14 protein-coding genes and 3 pseudogenes are annotated in these 17,986 nt (G+C 42.4%); 11 read left to right on the top strand and 6 right to left on the bottom strand.

Annotated elements, in window-relative coordinates; all coding sequences use genetic code 11:
- Positions 1-85 precede the first annotated feature (85 nt).
- A pseudogene (locus HWQ39_RS34315) lies at positions 86-403 on the top strand (PAS domain-containing protein); the annotation flags it as partial.
- A gap of 15 nt (positions 404-418) precedes the next feature.
- Positions 419-2,617: a PAS domain S-box protein gene (locus tag HWQ39_RS34310; protein WP_292854853.1), complete on the top strand. Its 2,199-nt coding sequence runs from the start codon at positions 419-421 to the stop codon at positions 2,615-2,617.
- Between the two features lie 4 nt (positions 2,618-2,621).
- Here the strand turns inward: HWQ39_RS34310 and obgE are convergent, their stop codons facing one another.
- On the bottom strand, positions 2,622-3,650 hold the full coding sequence (obgE, locus tag HWQ39_RS34305; RefSeq protein WP_292854845.1) for a GTPase ObgE: 1,029 nt from the start codon (positions 3,648-3,650) through the stop codon (positions 2,622-2,624).
- Positions 3,651-3,724: 74 nt separating this feature from the next.
- Entirely contained in the window at positions 3,725-4,402 is a 678-nt protein-coding gene (locus HWQ39_RS34300) for a Mo-dependent nitrogenase C-terminal domain-containing protein (RefSeq protein ID WP_292854843.1), read from the bottom strand.
- Between the two features lie 258 nt (positions 4,403-4,660).
- On the opposite strand from HWQ39_RS34300, the gene HWQ39_RS34295 reads away from it, so the two are divergent.
- The 4 genes and pseudogenes from HWQ39_RS34295 to HWQ39_RS34280 all read left to right on the top strand — a co-directional run bounded on the left by HWQ39_RS34295 (position 4,661) and on the right by HWQ39_RS34280 (position 8,812).
- The gene (locus HWQ39_RS34295; protein ID WP_292854840.1) at positions 4,661-5,761 is read left to right on the top strand and encodes a glutamate--cysteine ligase; all 1,101 of its coding nucleotides are present in this window, start codon (positions 4,661-4,663) and stop codon (positions 5,759-5,761) included.
- A gap of 528 nt (positions 5,762-6,289) precedes the next feature.
- Positions 6,290-6,649, top strand: a complete 360-nt coding sequence (locus HWQ39_RS34290) for a hypothetical protein (RefSeq protein WP_292854838.1) — start codon at positions 6,290-6,292, stop codon at positions 6,647-6,649.
- Between the two features lie 536 nt (positions 6,650-7,185).
- On the top strand, positions 7,186-7,725 hold the full coding sequence (locus tag HWQ39_RS34285) for a Dps family protein (RefSeq protein ID WP_292854835.1): 540 nt from the start codon (positions 7,186-7,188) through the stop codon (positions 7,723-7,725).
- Between the two features lie 313 nt (positions 7,726-8,038).
- A pseudogene (locus tag HWQ39_RS34280) lies at positions 8,039-8,812 on the top strand (ChaB family protein).
- Between the two features lie 128 nt (positions 8,813-8,940).
- On the opposite strand, the gene HWQ39_RS34275 reads toward HWQ39_RS34280, so the two are convergent.
- Together HWQ39_RS34275 and HWQ39_RS34270 are read right to left on the bottom strand one after the other, a co-directional pair.
- Complete coding sequence (locus tag HWQ39_RS34275) at positions 8,941-9,336, bottom strand: TIGR02588 family protein (protein WP_292854833.1); 396 nt, start codon at positions 9,334-9,336, stop codon at positions 8,941-8,943.
- Positions 9,333-10,220, bottom strand: coding sequence for a TIGR02587 family membrane protein (locus HWQ39_RS34270; RefSeq protein WP_292854831.1), 888 nt, complete (start codon positions 10,218-10,220; stop codon positions 9,333-9,335). The genes HWQ39_RS34275 and HWQ39_RS34270 overlap by 4 nt, the downstream gene beginning before the upstream one ends.
- A gap of 391 nt (positions 10,221-10,611) precedes the next feature.
- On the opposite strand from HWQ39_RS34270, the gene purD reads away from it, so the two are divergent.
- The 3 genes and pseudogenes from purD to nblS all read left to right on the top strand — a co-directional run bounded on the left by purD (position 10,612) and on the right by nblS (position 14,980).
- Positions 10,612-11,910 carry a phosphoribosylamine--glycine ligase gene (gene purD, locus HWQ39_RS34265; protein WP_292854828.1) on the top strand — a complete coding sequence of 433 codons (1,299 nt, stop codon included), beginning with the start codon at positions 10,612-10,614 and terminating at the stop codon, positions 11,908-11,910.
- Between the two features lie 45 nt (positions 11,911-11,955).
- Positions 11,956-12,705: pseudogene (locus tag HWQ39_RS34260) on the top strand (element excision factor XisH family protein).
- A gap of 328 nt (positions 12,706-13,033) precedes the next feature.
- Positions 13,034-14,980 (top strand): two-component system sensor histidine kinase NblS, encoded by a 1,947-nt coding sequence (gene nblS / locus HWQ39_RS34255; protein WP_292854825.1) that lies wholly within the window; start codon positions 13,034-13,036, stop codon positions 14,978-14,980.
- Between the two features lie 69 nt (positions 14,981-15,049).
- Here the strand turns inward: nblS and HWQ39_RS34250 are convergent, their stop codons facing one another.
- Entirely contained in the window at positions 15,050-15,922 is an 873-nt protein-coding gene (locus HWQ39_RS34250) for a phosphodiester glycosidase family protein (protein WP_292854822.1), read from the bottom strand.
- Between the two features lie 156 nt (positions 15,923-16,078).
- On the opposite strand from HWQ39_RS34250, the gene HWQ39_RS34245 reads away from it, so the two are divergent.
- On the top strand, positions 16,079-16,669 hold the full coding sequence (locus HWQ39_RS34245) for an rRNA large subunit pseudouridine synthase E (protein WP_292854819.1): 591 nt from the start codon (positions 16,079-16,081) through the stop codon (positions 16,667-16,669).
- Between the two features lie 54 nt (positions 16,670-16,723).
- Here HWQ39_RS34245 and HWQ39_RS34240 read toward each other — a convergent pair whose 3' ends face one another.
- Complete coding sequence (locus tag HWQ39_RS34240; protein WP_292854816.1) at positions 16,724-16,882, bottom strand: hypothetical protein; 159 nt, start codon at positions 16,880-16,882, stop codon at positions 16,724-16,726.
- A gap of 90 nt (positions 16,883-16,972) precedes the next feature.
- Between HWQ39_RS34240 and HWQ39_RS34235 the strand changes: the two genes are divergently transcribed.
- The gene (locus HWQ39_RS34235; protein WP_292854813.1) at positions 16,973-17,962 is read left to right on the top strand and encodes an AraC family transcriptional regulator; all 990 of its coding nucleotides are present in this window, start codon (positions 16,973-16,975) and stop codon (positions 17,960-17,962) included.
- Positions 17,963-17,986 lie beyond the last annotated feature (24 nt).

Below are 17,986 nucleotides of genomic sequence, written 5' to 3'. Positions count from 1 at the left end.
ATCGCTGAACTAATCGGTTCAGTTTAGCTGTTTAGGGAATTCGCCAACGGTATCCGAAACGGCGGAATTAGAGCGGCAGCATTACCAGGATTTGTTTGATCTGGCCCCAGATGCTTACTTAGTAACTGATGTAGCTGGCATCATCAAAGAGGCTAACCATCTAAGTGGAGCCTTGCTATCTGTGAGACAAAACTATCTCATCGGTAAATCATTCATTCTCTTTGTCGCTGAAGCAGACCACCAAACTGTCATGGTCAAATTGGCAAATTTGCAGCAGGTACAGGATTGGGAAGTCCATCTAAAGTTACGAGTAGGTACAGTTTTCCCTACTAGCATCAAGATGGTTGCTATGTATGATTCACAGGGTCAGCAGGTCGGCTGGCGTTGGTTGCTTCGAGACATCAGCGAACAGCAAGCTATGTTGCGCTTACGCCAACAAGCAGAGAAAAACCTACACCGCACTAATGCTTTACTCCAAGCTCAACAAGAAGCTTCCATCGACGGAATTCTGATTATTGATGAAAATCGTACAGTTATATCATCCAATCAGAAATTCTCCCAGTTATGGCAAATTCCTGCCGTACTACTCCAAACACGCGATGCTCGTCAAATTTTGAGATGGGTGCTAGACCAACTAGTAAATCCAGACGAATTTCTCGCTAAAACAGAATATCTTTACCAGCATCTAGAAAAAAGTAGCCGTGATGAAATTTTCCTGAAGTCTGGAAAGATTTTTGAACGCTATTCTGTACCTGTGCATAAACAGCTAGGGACTTGTGATGAGATATTACCTTTAGAAGACTATTACGGTAGAATTTGGTATTACCGCGATATTACCGAATACAAGCAAGCAGAGGCAGAACTCAGGGCTTCACAGCAAAAACTAGCGTTGCTGATTGAGCAAACACCTTTAGCCATTATTGAATGGAATACCAAATTTGAGGTTCAGACATGGAATCGGGCGGCAGAAAAAATCTTTGGATACACCATACAGGAAATGGTGGAGAATTGTTTTGAGGTCATAATACCTGAAAATGCCAAAAAGCACGTAAATGAGATTATCACCGCCCTGCTAACACAACGCGGAGGAAGCTTTAGTATTAATGAGAACATCACTAAAGATGGCAAAGTAATAGTTAGCGAGTGGTATAACAATCCGTTAGTGGCTCCTGATGGGCAGGTGATTGGCGTTGCTTCAATGGTGTTAGACATCACAGAACGCAAACGTGCCGAAGAGGAACAACAAAAATTTGTCGCCTTGATTGAAAACAGCAGTGACTTTATTGGCATTTCTTCAATGGAAGGGCAAGTTACTTATGTGAACCCAGCCGGACTCAAGATGTTGGGACTTAGTAGCTTAGAAGCAGCCAAAACCAAGTCAGTGGTTGATTTTCATTCACCAGAAGCTTTTGCCGAGTTTCAGCAACAAATTATTCCTTTGATGTTGCAAAATGGTTTCTGGCAAGGCGAGTTTCGCCATAGACATTTTCAAACAGGTATAGAAATCCCCACTGATTGCAGCCTGTTTATAGTTAAACATCCTAAAACAGGAGAGCCTTTCTGTCGGGTAGCTGTTGCTAGGGACATTACAGAACGCAAACAAGCTAAGGGAGCCCTCTTAAAGTCAGAAGCGCAACTAAGACAACAAGCTGAAGAACTTAAAGTTGCACTCCGGGAACTTCAACATACCCAAACTCACTTAATTCAAAGTGAAAAGATGTCTAGCTTGGGGCAACTAGTCGCAGGAGTGGCACATGAAATCAACAACCCGGTCAATTTTATCTATGGCAACCTCACGCCTGCCCAGGAATACACCCAAGATTTATTTTTACTTTTAGAACTCTATGAAAGTCATTATCCTGAACCTGTGCCAGAAATTGAGGATTTTGTAGAACTAATCGAACTGGAATTTTTGAAATCAGATTTGCCACAAATAATCAACTCAATGAAAGGTGGGGCCAACCGAATTCGAGAGATTGTGCTTTCCCTGCGAACTTTTTCGCGCTTGGATGAAGCCGAAATGAAAGCTGTTGATATTCATGAAGGAATCGACAGTACTCTGATGATTTTGCAAAGCCGCCTCCAGGGTAATGATCAACGCCCGACAATTGAAATCATCAAAGAGTATGGCAAATTACCGCTGGTTGAATGTTACGCTAGGCAGCTAAATCAAGTATTCATAAATATTTTGTCAAATGCGATCGATGCTTTAGAAGAGGGAGTGGGGAGCGGGGAAGAAGCAGGGGAGCAGGGAGCAGGGGGTAAGGGGGAGAATAAAAAATTACCTCTTTCCCCTCTGCTCCCTGCTAAGTGCCCCTCTGCCTCTTCTCAATTCCCAATTCCGACAATTTACATTTGTACCCAACTACAAGAGCCAAATCTGGTAACAATTAAGATTGCCGACAATGGATTGGGAATAACAGAAGATGTTCATAAACAACTATTTAATCCCTTCTTTACCACCAAGCCCATCGGCAAGGGTACGGGGATGGGACTTGCCATCAGCTATCAGATTGTTACACAAAGACATGGCGGTTTCTTAGAATGTATTTCGCAGCCAGGACAAGGCGCTGAGTTTGTGATTAAAATTCCCTTGAGCCAGGATATGCCAACATAATTCGTCAGCTAAATACCTCCACTGCTTCAGGAACTTTCATTTGGTCGAGAATTTCCCAAATTTCCTGTAACATCGGCTCTAATCCGGTGCGAGTAACCGCTGAAATCACAAAAACCGGGGCATAGGAGAGATGATTAAGTTGGCTGGCTAACGCCTCCAAATCGACAGTTTCCCGATCGACTGCATCAATTTTATTCAGTGCCAATATTTGCGGACGTTCTGCTAAACCCTGTCCATAAGCTTTTAATTCTTCCTTGATTGTGTTGTAATCTCTAACCACATCATCACTAGTGGCATCAATCAAGTGAAGTAGCACCTGTGTGCGCTCGATATGGCGCAAGAAATCATGCCCCAGCCCAGCCCCGTGAGCCGCTCCTGCAATTAGTCCGGGAATGTCGGCGAAAACGGTACCATCGCCAGTAGGTTTCCGCACTACACCCAAATTCGGGATCAGGGTTGTGAATGGGTAATCTGCAATTTTTGGTCGTGCTGCTGATAAAGATGAAATTAGAGTAGATTTACCAGCGTTTGGTAAGCCAATAATCCCCACTTCTGCTAAAAGTTTTAATTCTAGGCGCAGCTGCTTTATTTCCCCTGGTAATCCGGGCAGTGCATATTCTGGGGCGCGGTTACGGTTACTTAAGAAATACTGATTTCCTAGCCCGCCTTTACCACCTTGAGCAATCAGTAAAGTCTGCTGAGGCTCAATTAAATCCCCCAGCAATTCACCAGTTTCAGCATCATAAATGGTTGTACCGCAGGGAACTTCAATCATTAAATCCTTTCCTGCGGCTCCAGTGCAGTTCTTTGGCCCACCACGAGTACCTTTTTCTGCTTGAAAGCGATGATTATATCTGAAGTCCAGCAAGGTTTGTAAGTTTTCATCGGCAACGAAAAATACCGAACCGCCTCGCCCCCCATTACCACCAGAGGGGCCACCAGTGGGCACGTACTTCTCTCGCCGGAAGGCGACAATACCATCGCCACCTTTGCCAGCTTCAATTTCAATTTTTGCTTGGTCGATAAATTGCATACTTAAATAAGAGTGAGAAGTGAGGAGTTAGGAATTGGGAGTTAAAAATTATAACTCCTCACTCTCCACTTTAACTAAATATATGCTGAAACATCTTCACCACATTTGTCTGCTAGATAAGAGAGGGCACGAAAACGTAAGCCTACCAGTTGCTCATACAAGGGGTTAATTTTACACATTGGTGGGACATGTACAATCTTGCGTCCAAATAAGGTGACATCCCGCTCAAAGGGACACTGCGAGGGAATCATTTTACACAAAAAGCGGGCTACTCTTGGGTCTTGGATATCTAACCCATCCAGCCAGTCACGCAGTGGGTGTAGTGCATTAATTTGACGCTTTGTAAGTCCAGTTGTGAGGGTAGTGGGGGTGATTTGTTCTGGGTGTTCTAGGGTGTGGCGAAGGGCTTCCAAAAAATTCTCTGGCTGTTCTAAGGCTTGGCAGAACTGTTGTAGAACCTCATCTTCGCTGGGAGAATACGTACCATCTGCGATCGCTACCATCACTGCTGTCCTTAAAAAATTTTCCGCTGCTGGCGTACCTTTACCCAACACTGCGGCTAATTCCTCTGGCGTAATTACCTCTAGTGAGTCCCATTTCATCCCAAGAGCTAATTCATCTTTAGTGATGCTGGCAATTAATTGCTGTTCTTGATCATCAAAATTACCATCTGCCCAAGCAATGGTTAGCAGTCCACGCAACCAAGCGGCAATCTGTTCGCTGCTGTAGGGGGATTGAACGGTACTTGTCATAAACTCACGTCTCAAGCTTTCCTCAGTCACTACTACGCTACCCTAATCAGTGAGTATGAAGGTAGTGGGAGGAGCAGAGAAAATTCACCATTCAAAAATAAATAAGATTCAAGGCTGCAATTTGCGTTACACAGTGATGGAAGTTTGTCAGGATACAAACCTGCTTGTTACTTCCTCCTCTATGCAATCTTATCCGATTTTCACGAATGATTTAGGATTACTATATTAGGTTAACTCTAAACAATTAAGGTATACATAATGTTTTTCTTTGGGATTGAGCATGAAGTCGCTTTCTTAAATAAAGAAGGAAAGTTTGCTGATTTTTCCCACACAAAATTTGCTGATTTCAATCAAATTATTGAAAGGCTACCTACATACCCCAGCGACTATCCTCAATTACGTGTCGGGGATGCAGGGATTAAGAAGAAGAGATGGTATATTGAGGGATTTGAAAGATTTGCAGATTCCGATGAGGTAATAGACTGTCATGTTAAAGGTATTGAAATTAGGACAACTATCCATTCTAATATTCAAGGTGCTATTACTGAATTATCAGAAAGTTTTCACTTACTACGTGAAGTTGCTAGTAATTTTGGGTTATCACCAGTTTTGGTTAGTTTCAATCCCTACAATCCAGCCTTTGAGCCTCAGCCACCGTTAAACGATTATGAAATCAAACAGCTCGAAGCCTATCCTGACGAACAGACTGCTAATATTCACATGGTATCTTATGGGCCAGATTTAAATATTTCAGTGGCAGATTTGTCTATAGAAAGTGTGATTGATATTGGTAGGAAGTTAACTTATTACAGCCCATATATTGTCCCTTTCAGTTATAGTTCTCCTTTTTATCAGGGAGGTTTATGGGATGGTTTATCAGTACGAACATTTATCAGAACTGGAAAAAGACCAGCAACTTTAGTTTTTGTTCAAAAACAAGAACAACTGATTAATAGCATACCTTCTTTGACAAAAATCGCCCGCATTCCGGCTGAAGTAGGACGTATTGAATTTAAGGCTTGTGATAGTTGTGATGATTTTTTAACCTATGCGGCTTTGCTGACATTATTGAAAGGTTTGGTTTTAGATGAGACTTTGCTGGGTAGAGCAACTGTACCTGATGCTGCACTACATCAACTTTCTGCAAAAGAAGGTTTTGACAACGAGGATATTTTTGGAAATGCGACAAAAGTCTTACAAGCAGCCGAAGTCGCTTTGGGAGATGATTCAGATGTTCATTATTTAACACTACTAAAAGTGCTGCTGGCAAAGCGAAAAACAAGATCGCATGAATTAATAGAAATGTTCCATCGCCTAAGTTCAATAGAAGAAGTAATAAAGCAGACTTATCAAGTTTAAAGGAAGATATTTTGTGTATAAATTGATACTCTATAAAAAGTGTCTCAGGTGCATAGTCCTTAAAACAATACGCTTCGGTTAAGGATTTGTAGTACTGATTTGAGACTTTTAGAGACGCAAAGCTTCGCCTCTTCAAGCTAACGCGTCTCTACCATGGATTTTGGGCTTAACTGAACCGGATTAATCCAAAAATTTCTTCGATTGGATAAAGTTGAGCTAACGGAACATCAATAGCAGAGCCATTAAAGATTAAGTCGATATACCTAGAGATTTATTTTATTATAACTAAAGATGTAGTAAACTTCATTCTAGAGATTGATGCAGACATTAGCATCGTCAAAGTAAAAGTATAACCAAGGAACCTGAAAAGAAGAGCTTAAATTTGAACTTCTAGGTTCATTGTTCAAGAACTTCTAGATTGAAGCGCAGCTGACAATTTTTATTATTGCTCAAATTGCTAAATAAGAGTATGTGCTTCGCTCTTTCGGTGAAAGTTCTGCGTTGTCAAAGCTGTAACGAGGATTTCAAATGAAGACTATTGCTTCTGTTTTATCTATTTTCCGTCCAGTACGTTTCCTAGTCGTAGCTTTTACTTGTGCCCTAGTATTATTCTCTAATGCTTTTCCTGCTTTTGCAATCGATAGCTACCAAAGTAAGCCTACCGAAGGTACTACACAACTACTTGATATTCAGCGCAAAACTGACGAAGCTGCTAAAGAACCACCACAAGGACTGGAAAAGGTTCAGGAGGAGTCTAACAAAGGACTTAATGAGGTTCAGGGAGATGCTGATATTGACCAGCAAAAGAATCCTGGCAATTCGCAGAGCGCAAAATCAGTAGAAGAAAATGTAAAGAATTTGTTGGAGAAAGTTACAGGTAAGAAATAGAGTTAATACCTTGGTAATTTGTCGGTATTAATGGGTGATTGCGTAAGAGCGATCGCCCATTATTATTTGTTAAACACTTAGGGAAAATAGGCTAGATACTTTGCGGAGTTTTGCTTACAACGGTCTTAATCGACTACTATATTAATACTGGCATTATCAGGGCGGGCTTTTCGGCCCACCCCACAATCATATTGAAAAAATATTAATGCAAATTAAAGGCGCAATAGCTGATCGCGATTATTTGTTTTACCAAAAATAAATAAATCTATATTAATTGTTAAAATTCCCATTATCTGAATAGTACTACTACAACACGGCGTAAAGAAGCTACCCATTTAAAATCAATGAAATGCTTACGCTGTATTATTTCTGGATTTTAAACTTTGAATTTTGCCTGGCGGTACTACCTATTAAGACATAGGTACAACTATGTAATGTGATAATTAATTTAAACTCATAATGCTTCCTTTGGTTGATGTGGATTAGGTAGAAAATTTGGGAAGTTAATAAATAAGTTTGCTTAGGGATGAAAAATAATGCGTGCGATAAACATTGGTTTGACCGATGAACAGCGTGAAGGTGTAATTAATCTGTTAAATCAAGATTTGGCAGATGCCTATTTATTGCTGGTGAAAACCAAAAAGTACCACTGGGATGTCGTCGGCCCTCAATTCCGCTCTTTGCACCAGCTTTGGGAAGAACACTACCAAAAGTTGACTCTAAATATTGATGCCTTGGCAGAGCGGATTCGTGCTTTGGGCGGTTATCCAGTTGGCACTTTAGAGGGATTTCTCAAGCTTGCTACCCTCAAGGAACATGCTGGTAATGTTCCTACAGCTACGGGGATGGTAGCTAATCTAGTGGATGACCACGAGCAGGTTATTCGTAACTTAAGAGATCATGTAGATCAGTCTGGTGATAATTTTCACGATCAAGGAACTGCTGATTTTTTAACTGGACTGTTGGAACAGCATGAGGAGATCGCTTGGATGCTGCGTTCATTTATTGAAGGGGAAGCATTAGATCCAGATGGTAGACAGCCAGCAGCAAAGGCTAAGACTCCTGTAGGTGTATAGGTCATAACGTCTAAGTTGAGGGTGTCTGACTGTGAAATTAGTTGAGGGAGGATTGATTTTTCCCTCAACGAAAATCGCAGGGAATCCCATCCCAACAAGAGGGGTATCCGGGATAGCCGCCCGCCGATTTAGTCATTAGGTTTAGATGCGATAAATCGCCGTCTCTACAATTAGTCTTTCGTGTTGACGGCGATTTATCGCATCTTTGCGATCTATATTTTTCATCAAAAAACCTTAGCCGAAGCGTATTTGATCTACATCTACCCGTTCATTATATTCATTGAAAAAACAACATAATACAAGCAGTATTTATATGGCAGAAGTATATAAAGCAGAACGCACAATATCTGCCATATTCAAAGATTCAGAAGCAAATTGATGATGTGATTCGACGTTTACTAGATAGGGGTGTGCCTAGAGATCATATTTCAGTCATGGGCAGAAATTTCCAGTCGGAAACGAGAATCGCTGGTTTGATTAGTAAAAAAGATGTGATTCTGGGAGGTTTGAGAACAGGAGCAGTTTTTGGTTCCTTTCTCAGCTTGCTTACGGGTGTAGGTGTATTGTTTATTCCCTTTGTCGGCCCAAGGGGCCTATTGGTGCAGTGCTATTGGGGGCTGCCAGTGGTACGATCGCAGGTAGTGCAGGTGTAGGTCTAGTATCGGTTCTAACTGCTTTGGGAATGCCAGAAGATAAAGCGGCTATCTACCAAACTCGCTTACAAGCTGGTGAGTTTTTCGTGATGGCAGAAGTTCCGAGCGATCGCTCTGGCGAATTTCAATTCCTGCTCGAAACTGCTGGTGGCGAAGAAATTCACACAATTGAAACAACTCTGGCTCGTTCTTGTTCTGGACAGTGCAACAGTCCAGAAGACTTGTCTCCTGAAGTTCGCGCTCATCTTTCTGCCGAAGCTCAAAGTACATTCATTGAGCGCTATAATGTTGTACTTAATGAGAAAAGTGACGAGTTTACAGCCGAACAAGCTGCTTGGGAAACTATTCACCAGCAGTATGATGAAGATGAAAATGGTGTTTGGTCAAAAGCTAAGGTTACGTCGCTTCGCTCCGAATTAAAAATTAAAAATTAATGATCCCCATTAATAAACTTAGGGGCTTGTATCATGAGTCGTTTTCGGTCAAAGCTTAAGCTACTACCCTTCAATAACTAGATATCTTTGCAGGTTGTTGGTTGTTGGTGATTTATAATCACACGCGATTATGGCAATTTATAGCTACCAACGCGCAGATTTAACTGACCTTGGCGCGGGTTCTGGCTGAATATAAATGCGCCTTCTTCGCTTTCCCCACTCGATAAAAAGTCGATCTGTTGCTCTCCTGTTTCTGTAACTTTGCCGTCAATTAGTAACTCAGCCATAATCTGAACTGACTCAGCTGTATCTCCTCCAGTATTCACAACTTCAAAAGGAACATAAAATTGACCACCAATTTCCCGAATGGTTTGTTTTTTTGTGACTGAAAGGATGGGAGGTTGATTTTTTTCGTTCAACCAAGTGTAGCCCACCAGACTCACAATGATTGCTAGGATAAGTGAGGCGATGCTGAATGTTACCCACTCGGCTATTGAGCCTGGTTGTTGTTCTCTTTTAGTCATATTGCTAACCTTCCAGCTGCACCACCAATAGTTGCAGGTAAACCTAGTATCAATGTGTGATCTAACCACATTGTCCAAGGGTCGCTAAAAGTTAACTTTTGAAAGAACCATAGCATAAAAGTGCCTGCTAGCAGTGATACTAAGTAGGACACAATAGTTTCGCTAGATGGCCGTTGGAAAATTCCCTTTTGCTGTTTACGTTTTTGCTGGTCAGAAAAGCCTGCCTGAAATACAATGCTATAAGAAATTAACAAAGATGCGGCGATCATTGCTAACTCCCAAGGTGGCGAGGTTGCGGCTGCAAGCATGGTAACTTCATCTGTTGGAGCAATGTTAAATGCAATTACAGTCGCACCAATGAGAGTTGCACCCAAATCGCTGAAGGTGGCATGTAACTCATCTCCTTGGTTATTGATTGTGCCGTTTCCTCGATCGGTGGCTTGGGCTTCTCCATCACTATTTTCAGTATCTCCCAAGAACTGATTGGCTAATGCTACACCGAGGGCGAAAGGCACACTTTCAAAGATGATTTTACCTAAAGATTCCCTTAAGGAAGTTTCTGGTGTCAATTCTCGTAATAATAATAGCACAAAGCTAGAACAAGCTATTCCGATCGCGATCGCTTCTACAGTATCCATTGCGGCTTGATGAGCTATCCAGCTATATCTGCGTTTCCGAAAGCCTTCTATCTGATTGAGCAAGTAAACCACAATAAACATCAATGCGATCGCAATCATCATCAGTTGTGGTTTGGCCCGCGAGCCAATCCACCAAACTTCCATTGTGTACAACAAGGGTATGCCAAATAAAAAACCTCCGCAAGCACCTCTGATGATGTCATTAATCTCACTTTTCCATACATTTTTTTGATGTTTTTTGGGCACTCCTTTACTTTCCTTTTATTTAATAAAATTTGCTTTGAACTACGCTACATCGATACATAAACTGGTTATGAACAGCATAAAAAATCCAAGTGGTAAAAATCTAGATTTGTACATCATTGTTATCGCCAACCCAAATATAAGCTAAAGGTAGTACAACACAGCGTAAATAAACTACCTATTCTAAATCAATGAAACGCTTACGCTGTATTCATGGGAGCATCCCAAATGTGAAAAAACATAATTTTTCATTGCGAGTGGAATGCAGTGAAGCAAAGCAATCGCAAGCCTTTTTAGTATTTGGGGCTTGCACAAGTGGGAGAATTGATGAAAAAATTGATCCGCGAGAGCCGCCAAGGCATTCTCGTTTTGCAAGGAACGCACGAGGAAATCTGTGAAAGTTTTAGTTGTCGGTAATGGGGGGCGCGAACATGCTCTGGCATGGAAACTGTTGCAATCTAAGCAAATTGAGCAAGTTATCTGTGTACCAGGGAATGGGGGCACAGCAAGTATGGAACGTTGCCAGAACTTGCCCCTAACTGTAGATGATTTCGAGGGCATAAGCCAATATGCTCTAGAACATGGCATAACTCTGGTAATCGTTGGGCCAGAAGTCCCCCTCTCTAAGGGAATCACAGATTACCTCCAAGACAAAGGATTGATGGTATTTGGCCCAATGAGAGCAGGAGCGCAAATTGAAGCGAGTAAAGCTTGGGCAAAAGCCCTGATGCAAGAAGCAGGGATTCCGACGGCACGGGCTGCGGTATTTACGGAGGCTGCGGTAGCTAAATCTTACGTTAAATCTCAGAGAGCGCCAATTGTTGTGAAAGCTGATGGTTTGGCGGCTGGTAAGGGTGTAACGGTGGCTGAAACCGTTGCAGAGGCAGAAAGTGCAATTGATGCGATTTTTCAAGGACAATTTGGTAGTGCTGGTGAATTTGTTGTCATTGAAGAATGTTTGATTGGGCAAGAGGTATCAGTTTTAGCGTTAACAGATGGGTTGACAATTAGACCCTTGCTGCCAGCACAAGACCATAAGCGAATTGGTGATGGTGATACAGGAGAAAATACTGGCGGGATGGGAGCATACAGCCCAGCACCCATTGCGACAACAGAGTTGATGGCGCGCATTCAAACAGAGGTCTTAGAAAGAGCGATCGCCACCTTACGAGCTAAAGGCATTGATTACCGAGGTGTGTTGTATGCTGGATTAATGATTGCACCCGATGGCAACTTCAAGGTTTTGGAATTTAACTGTCGCTTCGGCGATCCAGAAACCCAGGTAATTTTGCCACTGCTAGAAACACCCCTAGAAGAGTTGATTCTAGCCTGTGTACAACAGCGATTGAGTGAATTGCCACCCATTGCTTGGAAAGGGGGAGCATCTGCCACTGTAGTTGCAGCTTCCGGTGGTTATCCTGGAGAATATGAGAAGGGACAGGTGATTGCTGGCATTGAAGAAGCAGAGGCAACAGGAGCAACTGTATTTCATGCAGGTACAAAATTAAACCAGCAACAAGAAATAGTCACAGATGGGGGTCGAGTCTTAAATGTGACTGGAATCGGAGAAAATTTTGAGCAAGCGATCGCCCAAGCCTACGCAGGGATCAAATATATTCAGTTTGAGGGGATATATTACCGGAGAGATATCGGTCATAGAGTGGTCAGTGTGAAGCAGAGAGAAACCCCATAAGCATATACTCTGATGTCGGCTTGAAGGATGACTTATACTTAAGCTATGCCCAAGTTAGACATTATCCATAACGCAGTAAAAAACGCACTCATCAAGGACGGCTGGGCGATTACAGACGACCTCTACGTAATTCAGTATCGAAGAACAACCTTATACGCTGATCTCGGTGCTGAACGCCCAATTGGGGCTGAACGAGATGGACAAAAACTTGTCGTTGAAGTGAAAAGCTTTGTTGGTGCATCAAAGATACAAGATTTGAAATAAGCTCTCGGTCAGTATGACATCTACCGTTATCTTTTAGAGGAAACAGCGCCAGACCGTAAACTTTACCTTGCTGTTGGTGCGATCGCTTATAAAACCTTTTTCAAGCAAGATGTGATTCAACTCATCCTCCATAAACATCAACTTCCGCTCATTGTCGTCGATACAGAGACAGAGGATAATCACACAATGGATAAATTAACTGAGTATCCCAAGATAATTAAGCGGATATTGACGGAGTATATAGAACTATGTAACTGTCGTCCTAACCGAGACATCGAAACATTCTTGATTATTGATGAGCCAAAGGGTCACTATATTTGGATGAACCTTGGTTGGCAAAATGACGAACGCATTACTGGTATGACCGTCTACGTGCGGATTCGAGATTGCAAATTCTGGATCGAGGAAGATTGGACTGAAAATGGGATCGCAACTGACCTAGTTGGTGCGGGTGTTGCCAAGGAAGATATAGTGTTGGCATTCCATGAGCCTAAGATGCGGCAGTACACAAATTTTGCAGTAGCATCGTAGCTGTGGCGCGTCGGTTTGAATATCTGCTGAGTTCAAGTTTACTCGCTGCCGCTAACCTGAGCCGGATAACTAGCTCAAAATCACGACAGATTGGATTTTTGTTAGACTGCTCATCTGTGCGTAGCCAATAGTCGAAAAAATGGGGTTTAAGCCGCGAATCCTTAACTGGATATCAACTGCGATCGCCCAAATGAGGTAAATTCGTTAAGACCACCTTAACAGAGATAACTCCTACACTTCCTCATTCCCCTAACATGTTTGTCAAATTAACTGTTAATTTTTTAGTTGTTGGGCTTTATAACAAAGATTACTAACAACTTTATTTAAGATGCTAAGTCTGTTAAAAACAATTCGAGATGCGATCGCTAGTTGGTGGTATGAGTTCACACTCCAGACTAAACTGCTGGCTGTGGCCACAATGGTAGTTTCCTTGGTGATGAGTGGTTTGACTTTCTGGGCTGTGAATACAATTCAGCAGGATGCGCGGATGAATGACACCCGCTTCGGTCGTGACTTAGGACTGCTTCTTGCTGCCAACGTTGCCCCCTTGGTCGCTGACAATAATCTTACAGAGGTTGCCCAATTTTCCCAACGTTTCTATAGCAGCACCTCTAGTGTGCGTTATATGCTTTACGCTGATGAAACTGGGGAAATCTTTTTTGGTATTCCTTTTTGGGAAGCGGAGGTAGAAAATTCCCTCACCATTAAACGGCGGATACAACTGCCAGAAGATTACCCTGGTGATGACGAAAAACCAATGGTGCGGCAACACACGACCCCAGATGGGATAGTCACCGATGTATTTATTCCTCTGATCGTCAATCAGAAATACTTAGGTGTATTAGCGATTGGTATCAATCCCAATCAGACTGCTGTGATCTCCACCAATTTTACCCGCGATGTCACCATTGCCGTTTTTATCACGATTTGGGTAATGGTGATTTTGGCAGGAGTGATTAACGCCTTAACTATCACCAAGCCCATTAAAGAACTGCTAGTGGGAGTAAAGCAAATTGCCACCGGGAATTTTAAGCAACGCATTGATTTACCTTTAGGGGGCGAACTAGGGGAATTAATTTTAAGCTTTAATGAAATGGGAGAGCGATTAGAGCGCTATGAAGAACAGAATATTGAGGAACTGACCGCAGAAAAAGCCAAGCTAGAAACCCTAGTTTCAACAATCGCAGATGGTGCCGTGTTGATTGATAACAATATGCAGGTGATTTTAGTCAACCCGACAGCACAACGGATTTTTGGCTGGGAAGCCGCTGATGTGGTAGGTAACAATGTCTTACATCACTTACCCTCATCTGTACAAATGGAAATCACCCGTCCCTTGTACAAAATGGCAGCAGGCGAATGCGAAAGCGCCGAATTCCGAATTTTTATTAACCAACCCATCCCCCGAACAATCCGCATTCTCTTGACTACAGTACTCAACCTGCAAAGGGAAAGCATCAAAGGTATTGCCATTACTATTCAAGATATAACCCGTGAGGTCGAATTAAACGATGCAAAAAGTCAATTTATCAGCAACGTTTCTCACGAACTGCGAACGCCTCTATTTAACATCAAAACTTATATTGAAACCTTGCATGACTACGGCGAAGACTTAGCTTTACAAGAACGGCAAGAGTTTCTGCAAACAGTCAACAATGAAACAGATCGCCTAACCCGCTTAGTTAACGATGTTTTGGATTTGTCAAAACTCGAATCTGGTCGCAACTACAGCTTCGATGGCGTAGATTTAGCCCAAGCGATCGAGCAAACCTTACGTACTTATCAACTCAATGCAAAAGATAAAGGTGTTGAACTGCTTCAGGAAGTTGCCCCTAATTTGCCGCTAGTTTTAGGTAATTACGATCTGTTAGTACAAGTGTTTGGCAATCTGATTGGTAATGCCCTTAAATTTACAAAAGCCAGTGGTAAAGTAGTAATCCGTGCCTACCAACTAGATTTCAAGCCCAGTCACACTGAATCTGCTCCAGTGCGGATTGAAATTTCTGATACTGGAATTGGCATCGCCACAGAAGATCAACACTCAATTTTTGAACGCTTCTTTCGCGTCGAAAACCGAGTTCACACCCTAGAAGGAACTGGTTTAGGTTTATCGATTGTCAGAAATATCATTGACAGACATCATAGTAAAGTTCATCTAGTGAGTGAAGTCGCCGTTGGTACTACCTTTTGGTTTGATTTAGCTACCTTTGAGGAGAAAGCACCACCAATACAAGTTGAGCCTATTGCCGAAGCATCCAACATCATCACAGCTTAACGACAAGGGACTCTATGAAGAGTGCTGAGTTCCGATTGCTGAGTTAAAAGATCGCCCACGTTCGCGTTTTTAAGCACCAGGTATTATGGGGCGATCGCCTTTTTGAAACCTTACCCATGACTGTTGTAAATCAGCAGGAGCAGGATTCTTGCTATCATAAACAACAATCACATTAGTTAGTGGGCGTCCAGCGGGGACTAAAATTTTACCATTAGCAGCAAAGGCTTTTGATGCACCACCATCTAAGTTCATCGCTTCGTGACAGCCGATCGCTTTCATCACTTGCGCTTCTTGCTGTAAAGTTAAACCATTATCAAAATTTATCAAAAATAGCTTTATACCATCAGCAGGAAACCCGATCGCAGTTCGTTCGCCAGTACCTAAAACATGAGGATCTTTAAATCCCTCAACATCCGGCTTCAGCCAAATTTGTCCCTGTCTCAATAGCCTAGGCCCGCAGGTGATAGACAACCAATGTTGATTCCATTGCGGTTTACCATCAACCCGTGCTGTCACCATTTCCGGTTTATTGCCAACTCGTAACCCCAAAGTAGTGCCAAAATTTTCCCACTGGCTGTATTTGAGGAATCTCCCTGCCGCTACCATGTTACCCATCACTGTTTTCTGAGAATTCTTGGCAAAAAAAGTACCATTAGCAACGACAGCAGCGCGATGACGAGCTACTAGGTTGTTAAATTCTTCATCACCACTAGTTTTTTGATTAGTATTAGCCAAAGTTGCATTATTCGCTAAACCAATAGTAATGAAAGTTTTGGGATCAGTAAGGTCAATAATAGTTTGATAAAAAGAGAAACCATTTACCTTACCCCTCTTCACTTGTACAGTTTGAGCAGTTGCGGGGAGTGCCAATGTTAATCCTTGTGCCAAGACAGCACCTCCTAAAAACAAAAAAGACCGTCGGCACATTTTGGAACTTGGCATAATCAACCCTTCATTATATCGTTTTTATTAGGATGCCCAAATCCTTGGAGAATTTTGCCCAACAAACACTCATGTTATGGAGAATGGAGACAGGGAGTAGGGAGCAGGGAGCAGGGGAAGAAAAACTATTGATTATTGCCCAATGCCCAATTACTAATGAGATATATTATTTTTTACAAACCTTACGGCGTTCTTAGCCAATTTACAAAAGATGCTCCCACACACAGCACCCTCAAAGACTATATTGATGTGCCTGATGTCTATCCTGTAGGACGTTTAGACTGGGATAGTGAAGGATTGCTGCTGTTAACAAACGATGGACAATTGCAACATCGCCTCGCCCATCCGCGTTTTGGTCATAAACGTACTTACTGGGTACAGGTAGAGCGAATTCCAGATGCTTCTGCTATCCAAAGACTGCAAACAGGTGTGGAAATTCAAGATTACCGCACTCAACCAGCAGAAGTTAGGCTTTTACCCGAAGAACCACAGTTACCTGAACGCACACCGCCAATTAGATTTCGCAAAAATATACCAACAGCTTGGCTAGAAATGACTTTGACAGAGGGAAAAAACCGCCAAGTACGGCGGATGACTGCGGCTGTAGGGTTTCCGACTTTGCGACTGGTCAGGGTCAGCATAGCTCACCTAAAATTAGATGACCTACAATTGGGTCAATGGCGCGACCTCACTGCATCTGAACTCCAATTTCTACATAATTTCAGTAAATCGAAAAATTTTCCCTAAAAGGCGAATACTTAATAACAGAAATTCCACTTTTTGCGCTGACTTCCTAAAACTCTAACTGCTGAACAATTGGCTTCTAGAGAAAAATCTCAGCAACCCAGCGGTTCCTACACCCCAAGCACCATTAACCAATAAACCTGTCACTATTCCCAAAAGTTTCCAGCCGCCAGCAATGGGCTGACCCTTGAGCGGTGCGACTACAAACCAAGCCACGTTCTATTCAGGTCAATAATTAGAAATAAATTATGGTAAAACTATTGAGAATAAATATTATTAAGTTATAGAATCTATCAATCGCCAGCTATGACCATTATCCTGACACCGGATCAAGAAAGAGAGCTTTGGGCTGAAGCTGAAATGAACAGCCAGCAAAACTCGTCAGAGCCATTTGAATCCTATTGTCAAGTACCCAAGCAATTGGGCAAAGGATATATGCGAAGCATAGAAGTCTATCCCCAAGTGCGGCTGGGGATTGGTAACTACGAATACTACGATGATGTACTGGAACCAGGCTGTGAATGCGTTCACCCTTTGCAATTTTGTGTTCGTCTTTCAGGAAAAATTATAGATGAATTTGGAGGGCAAATAGGAGAAGGATACACAGCCATTTCCGGTGGCGGCATTCAACGAAATATGACTTATTTGGATTCTCAAGCGAACGTGGGTATTGGCTTCAGTATGCCTCCTGAGTTGTTGGCAACCTTTTTTCCTACAGGGGACGGAGAAATTCCACCGCAACTACGTTTTTTGGCAAAAGGTAACGAGTGGCAGACATTACTCTACCCAAAAACTACAACAGCAATACAGACAGTGGCACAGCAAATAGTCAACTGTCCTTACCACGGGATGACGAAGCGTTTGTATTTACAGGCGAAGGTACTAGAGTTAATGGCATTGCAACTTGCTTCCTTTTTGGCTGACCAAGGTAGACCGCAACTACAACCGCGATTTAGAGCCGGAACTGTGGAGCGGATATATCAAGCAAGAGAAATTTTACTCTCTCGTCTAGAAAATCCACCAACATTATTAGAATTAGCGCAACAGGTGGGAGTAAGCGATCGCACCCTTCAACGTGGTTTTCAGCAACTCTTTGATACTACCGTATTTGGTTACTTGACAGACAAACGCATGGAGCGAGCAAAACGCTGGCTCAGAGAAGGAAATCGCACAGTGCTAGACGTGGCAATTATGACTGGTTACTCCAATCCCACTCACTTTAGTGTTGCTTTTAAACGTAAGTTTGGTATCTCTCCCAGTCAGTGTCGGTTGGGAGAAAAGTCTGTTTGGCGATGATTAGTTCTGTATTGGGGTAGACGC

Source organism: Nostoc sp. NMS8, from assembly GCF_017115045.1.
In the GTDB taxonomy this organism is placed as follows: Bacteria; Cyanobacteriota; Cyanobacteriia; order Cyanobacteriales; family Nostocaceae; genus Nostoc.
The sequence above is the reverse complement of the archived record's forward strand: the minus strand, read 5'-3'. Positions and strand labels throughout refer to the sequence as shown.

What these genes read in the sequence shown, in the direction of transcription:
- HWQ39_RS34310 (WP_292854853.1), top strand. Translation starts at nt 419, where the DNA reads ATGTTGCGCTTACGCCAACAAGCAGAGAAAAACCTACACCGCACTAAT.
- obgE (WP_292854845.1), bottom strand. Translation starts at nt 3,650, where the DNA reads ATGCAATTTATCGACCAAGCAAAAATTGAAATTGAAGCTGGCAAAGGT.
- HWQ39_RS34300 (WP_292854843.1), bottom strand. Translation starts at nt 4,402, where the DNA reads ATGACAAGTACCGTTCAATCCCCCTACAGCAGCGAACAGATTGCCGCT.
- HWQ39_RS34295 (WP_292854840.1), top strand. Translation starts at nt 4,661, where the DNA reads ATGTTTTTCTTTGGGATTGAGCATGAAGTCGCTTTCTTAAATAAAGAA.
- HWQ39_RS34290 (WP_292854838.1), top strand. Translation starts at nt 6,290, where the DNA reads ATGAAGACTATTGCTTCTGTTTTATCTATTTTCCGTCCAGTACGTTTC.
- HWQ39_RS34285 (WP_292854835.1), top strand. Translation starts at nt 7,186, where the DNA reads ATGCGTGCGATAAACATTGGTTTGACCGATGAACAGCGTGAAGGTGTA.
- HWQ39_RS34275 (WP_292854833.1), bottom strand. Translation starts at nt 9,336, where the DNA reads ATGACTAAAAGAGAACAACAACCAGGCTCAATAGCCGAGTGGGTAACA.
- nblS (WP_292854825.1), top strand. Translation starts at nt 13,034, where the DNA reads ATGCTAAGTCTGTTAAAAACAATTCGAGATGCGATCGCTAGTTGGTGG.
- HWQ39_RS34250 (WP_292854822.1), bottom strand. Translation starts at nt 15,922, where the DNA reads ATGCCAAGTTCCAAAATGTGCCGACGGTCTTTTTTGTTTTTAGGAGGT.
- HWQ39_RS34245 (WP_292854819.1), top strand. Translation starts at nt 16,079, where the DNA reads ATGAGATATATTATTTTTTACAAACCTTACGGCGTTCTTAGCCAATTT.
- HWQ39_RS34235 (WP_292854813.1), top strand. Translation starts at nt 16,973, where the DNA reads ATGACCATTATCCTGACACCGGATCAAGAAAGAGAGCTTTGGGCTGAA.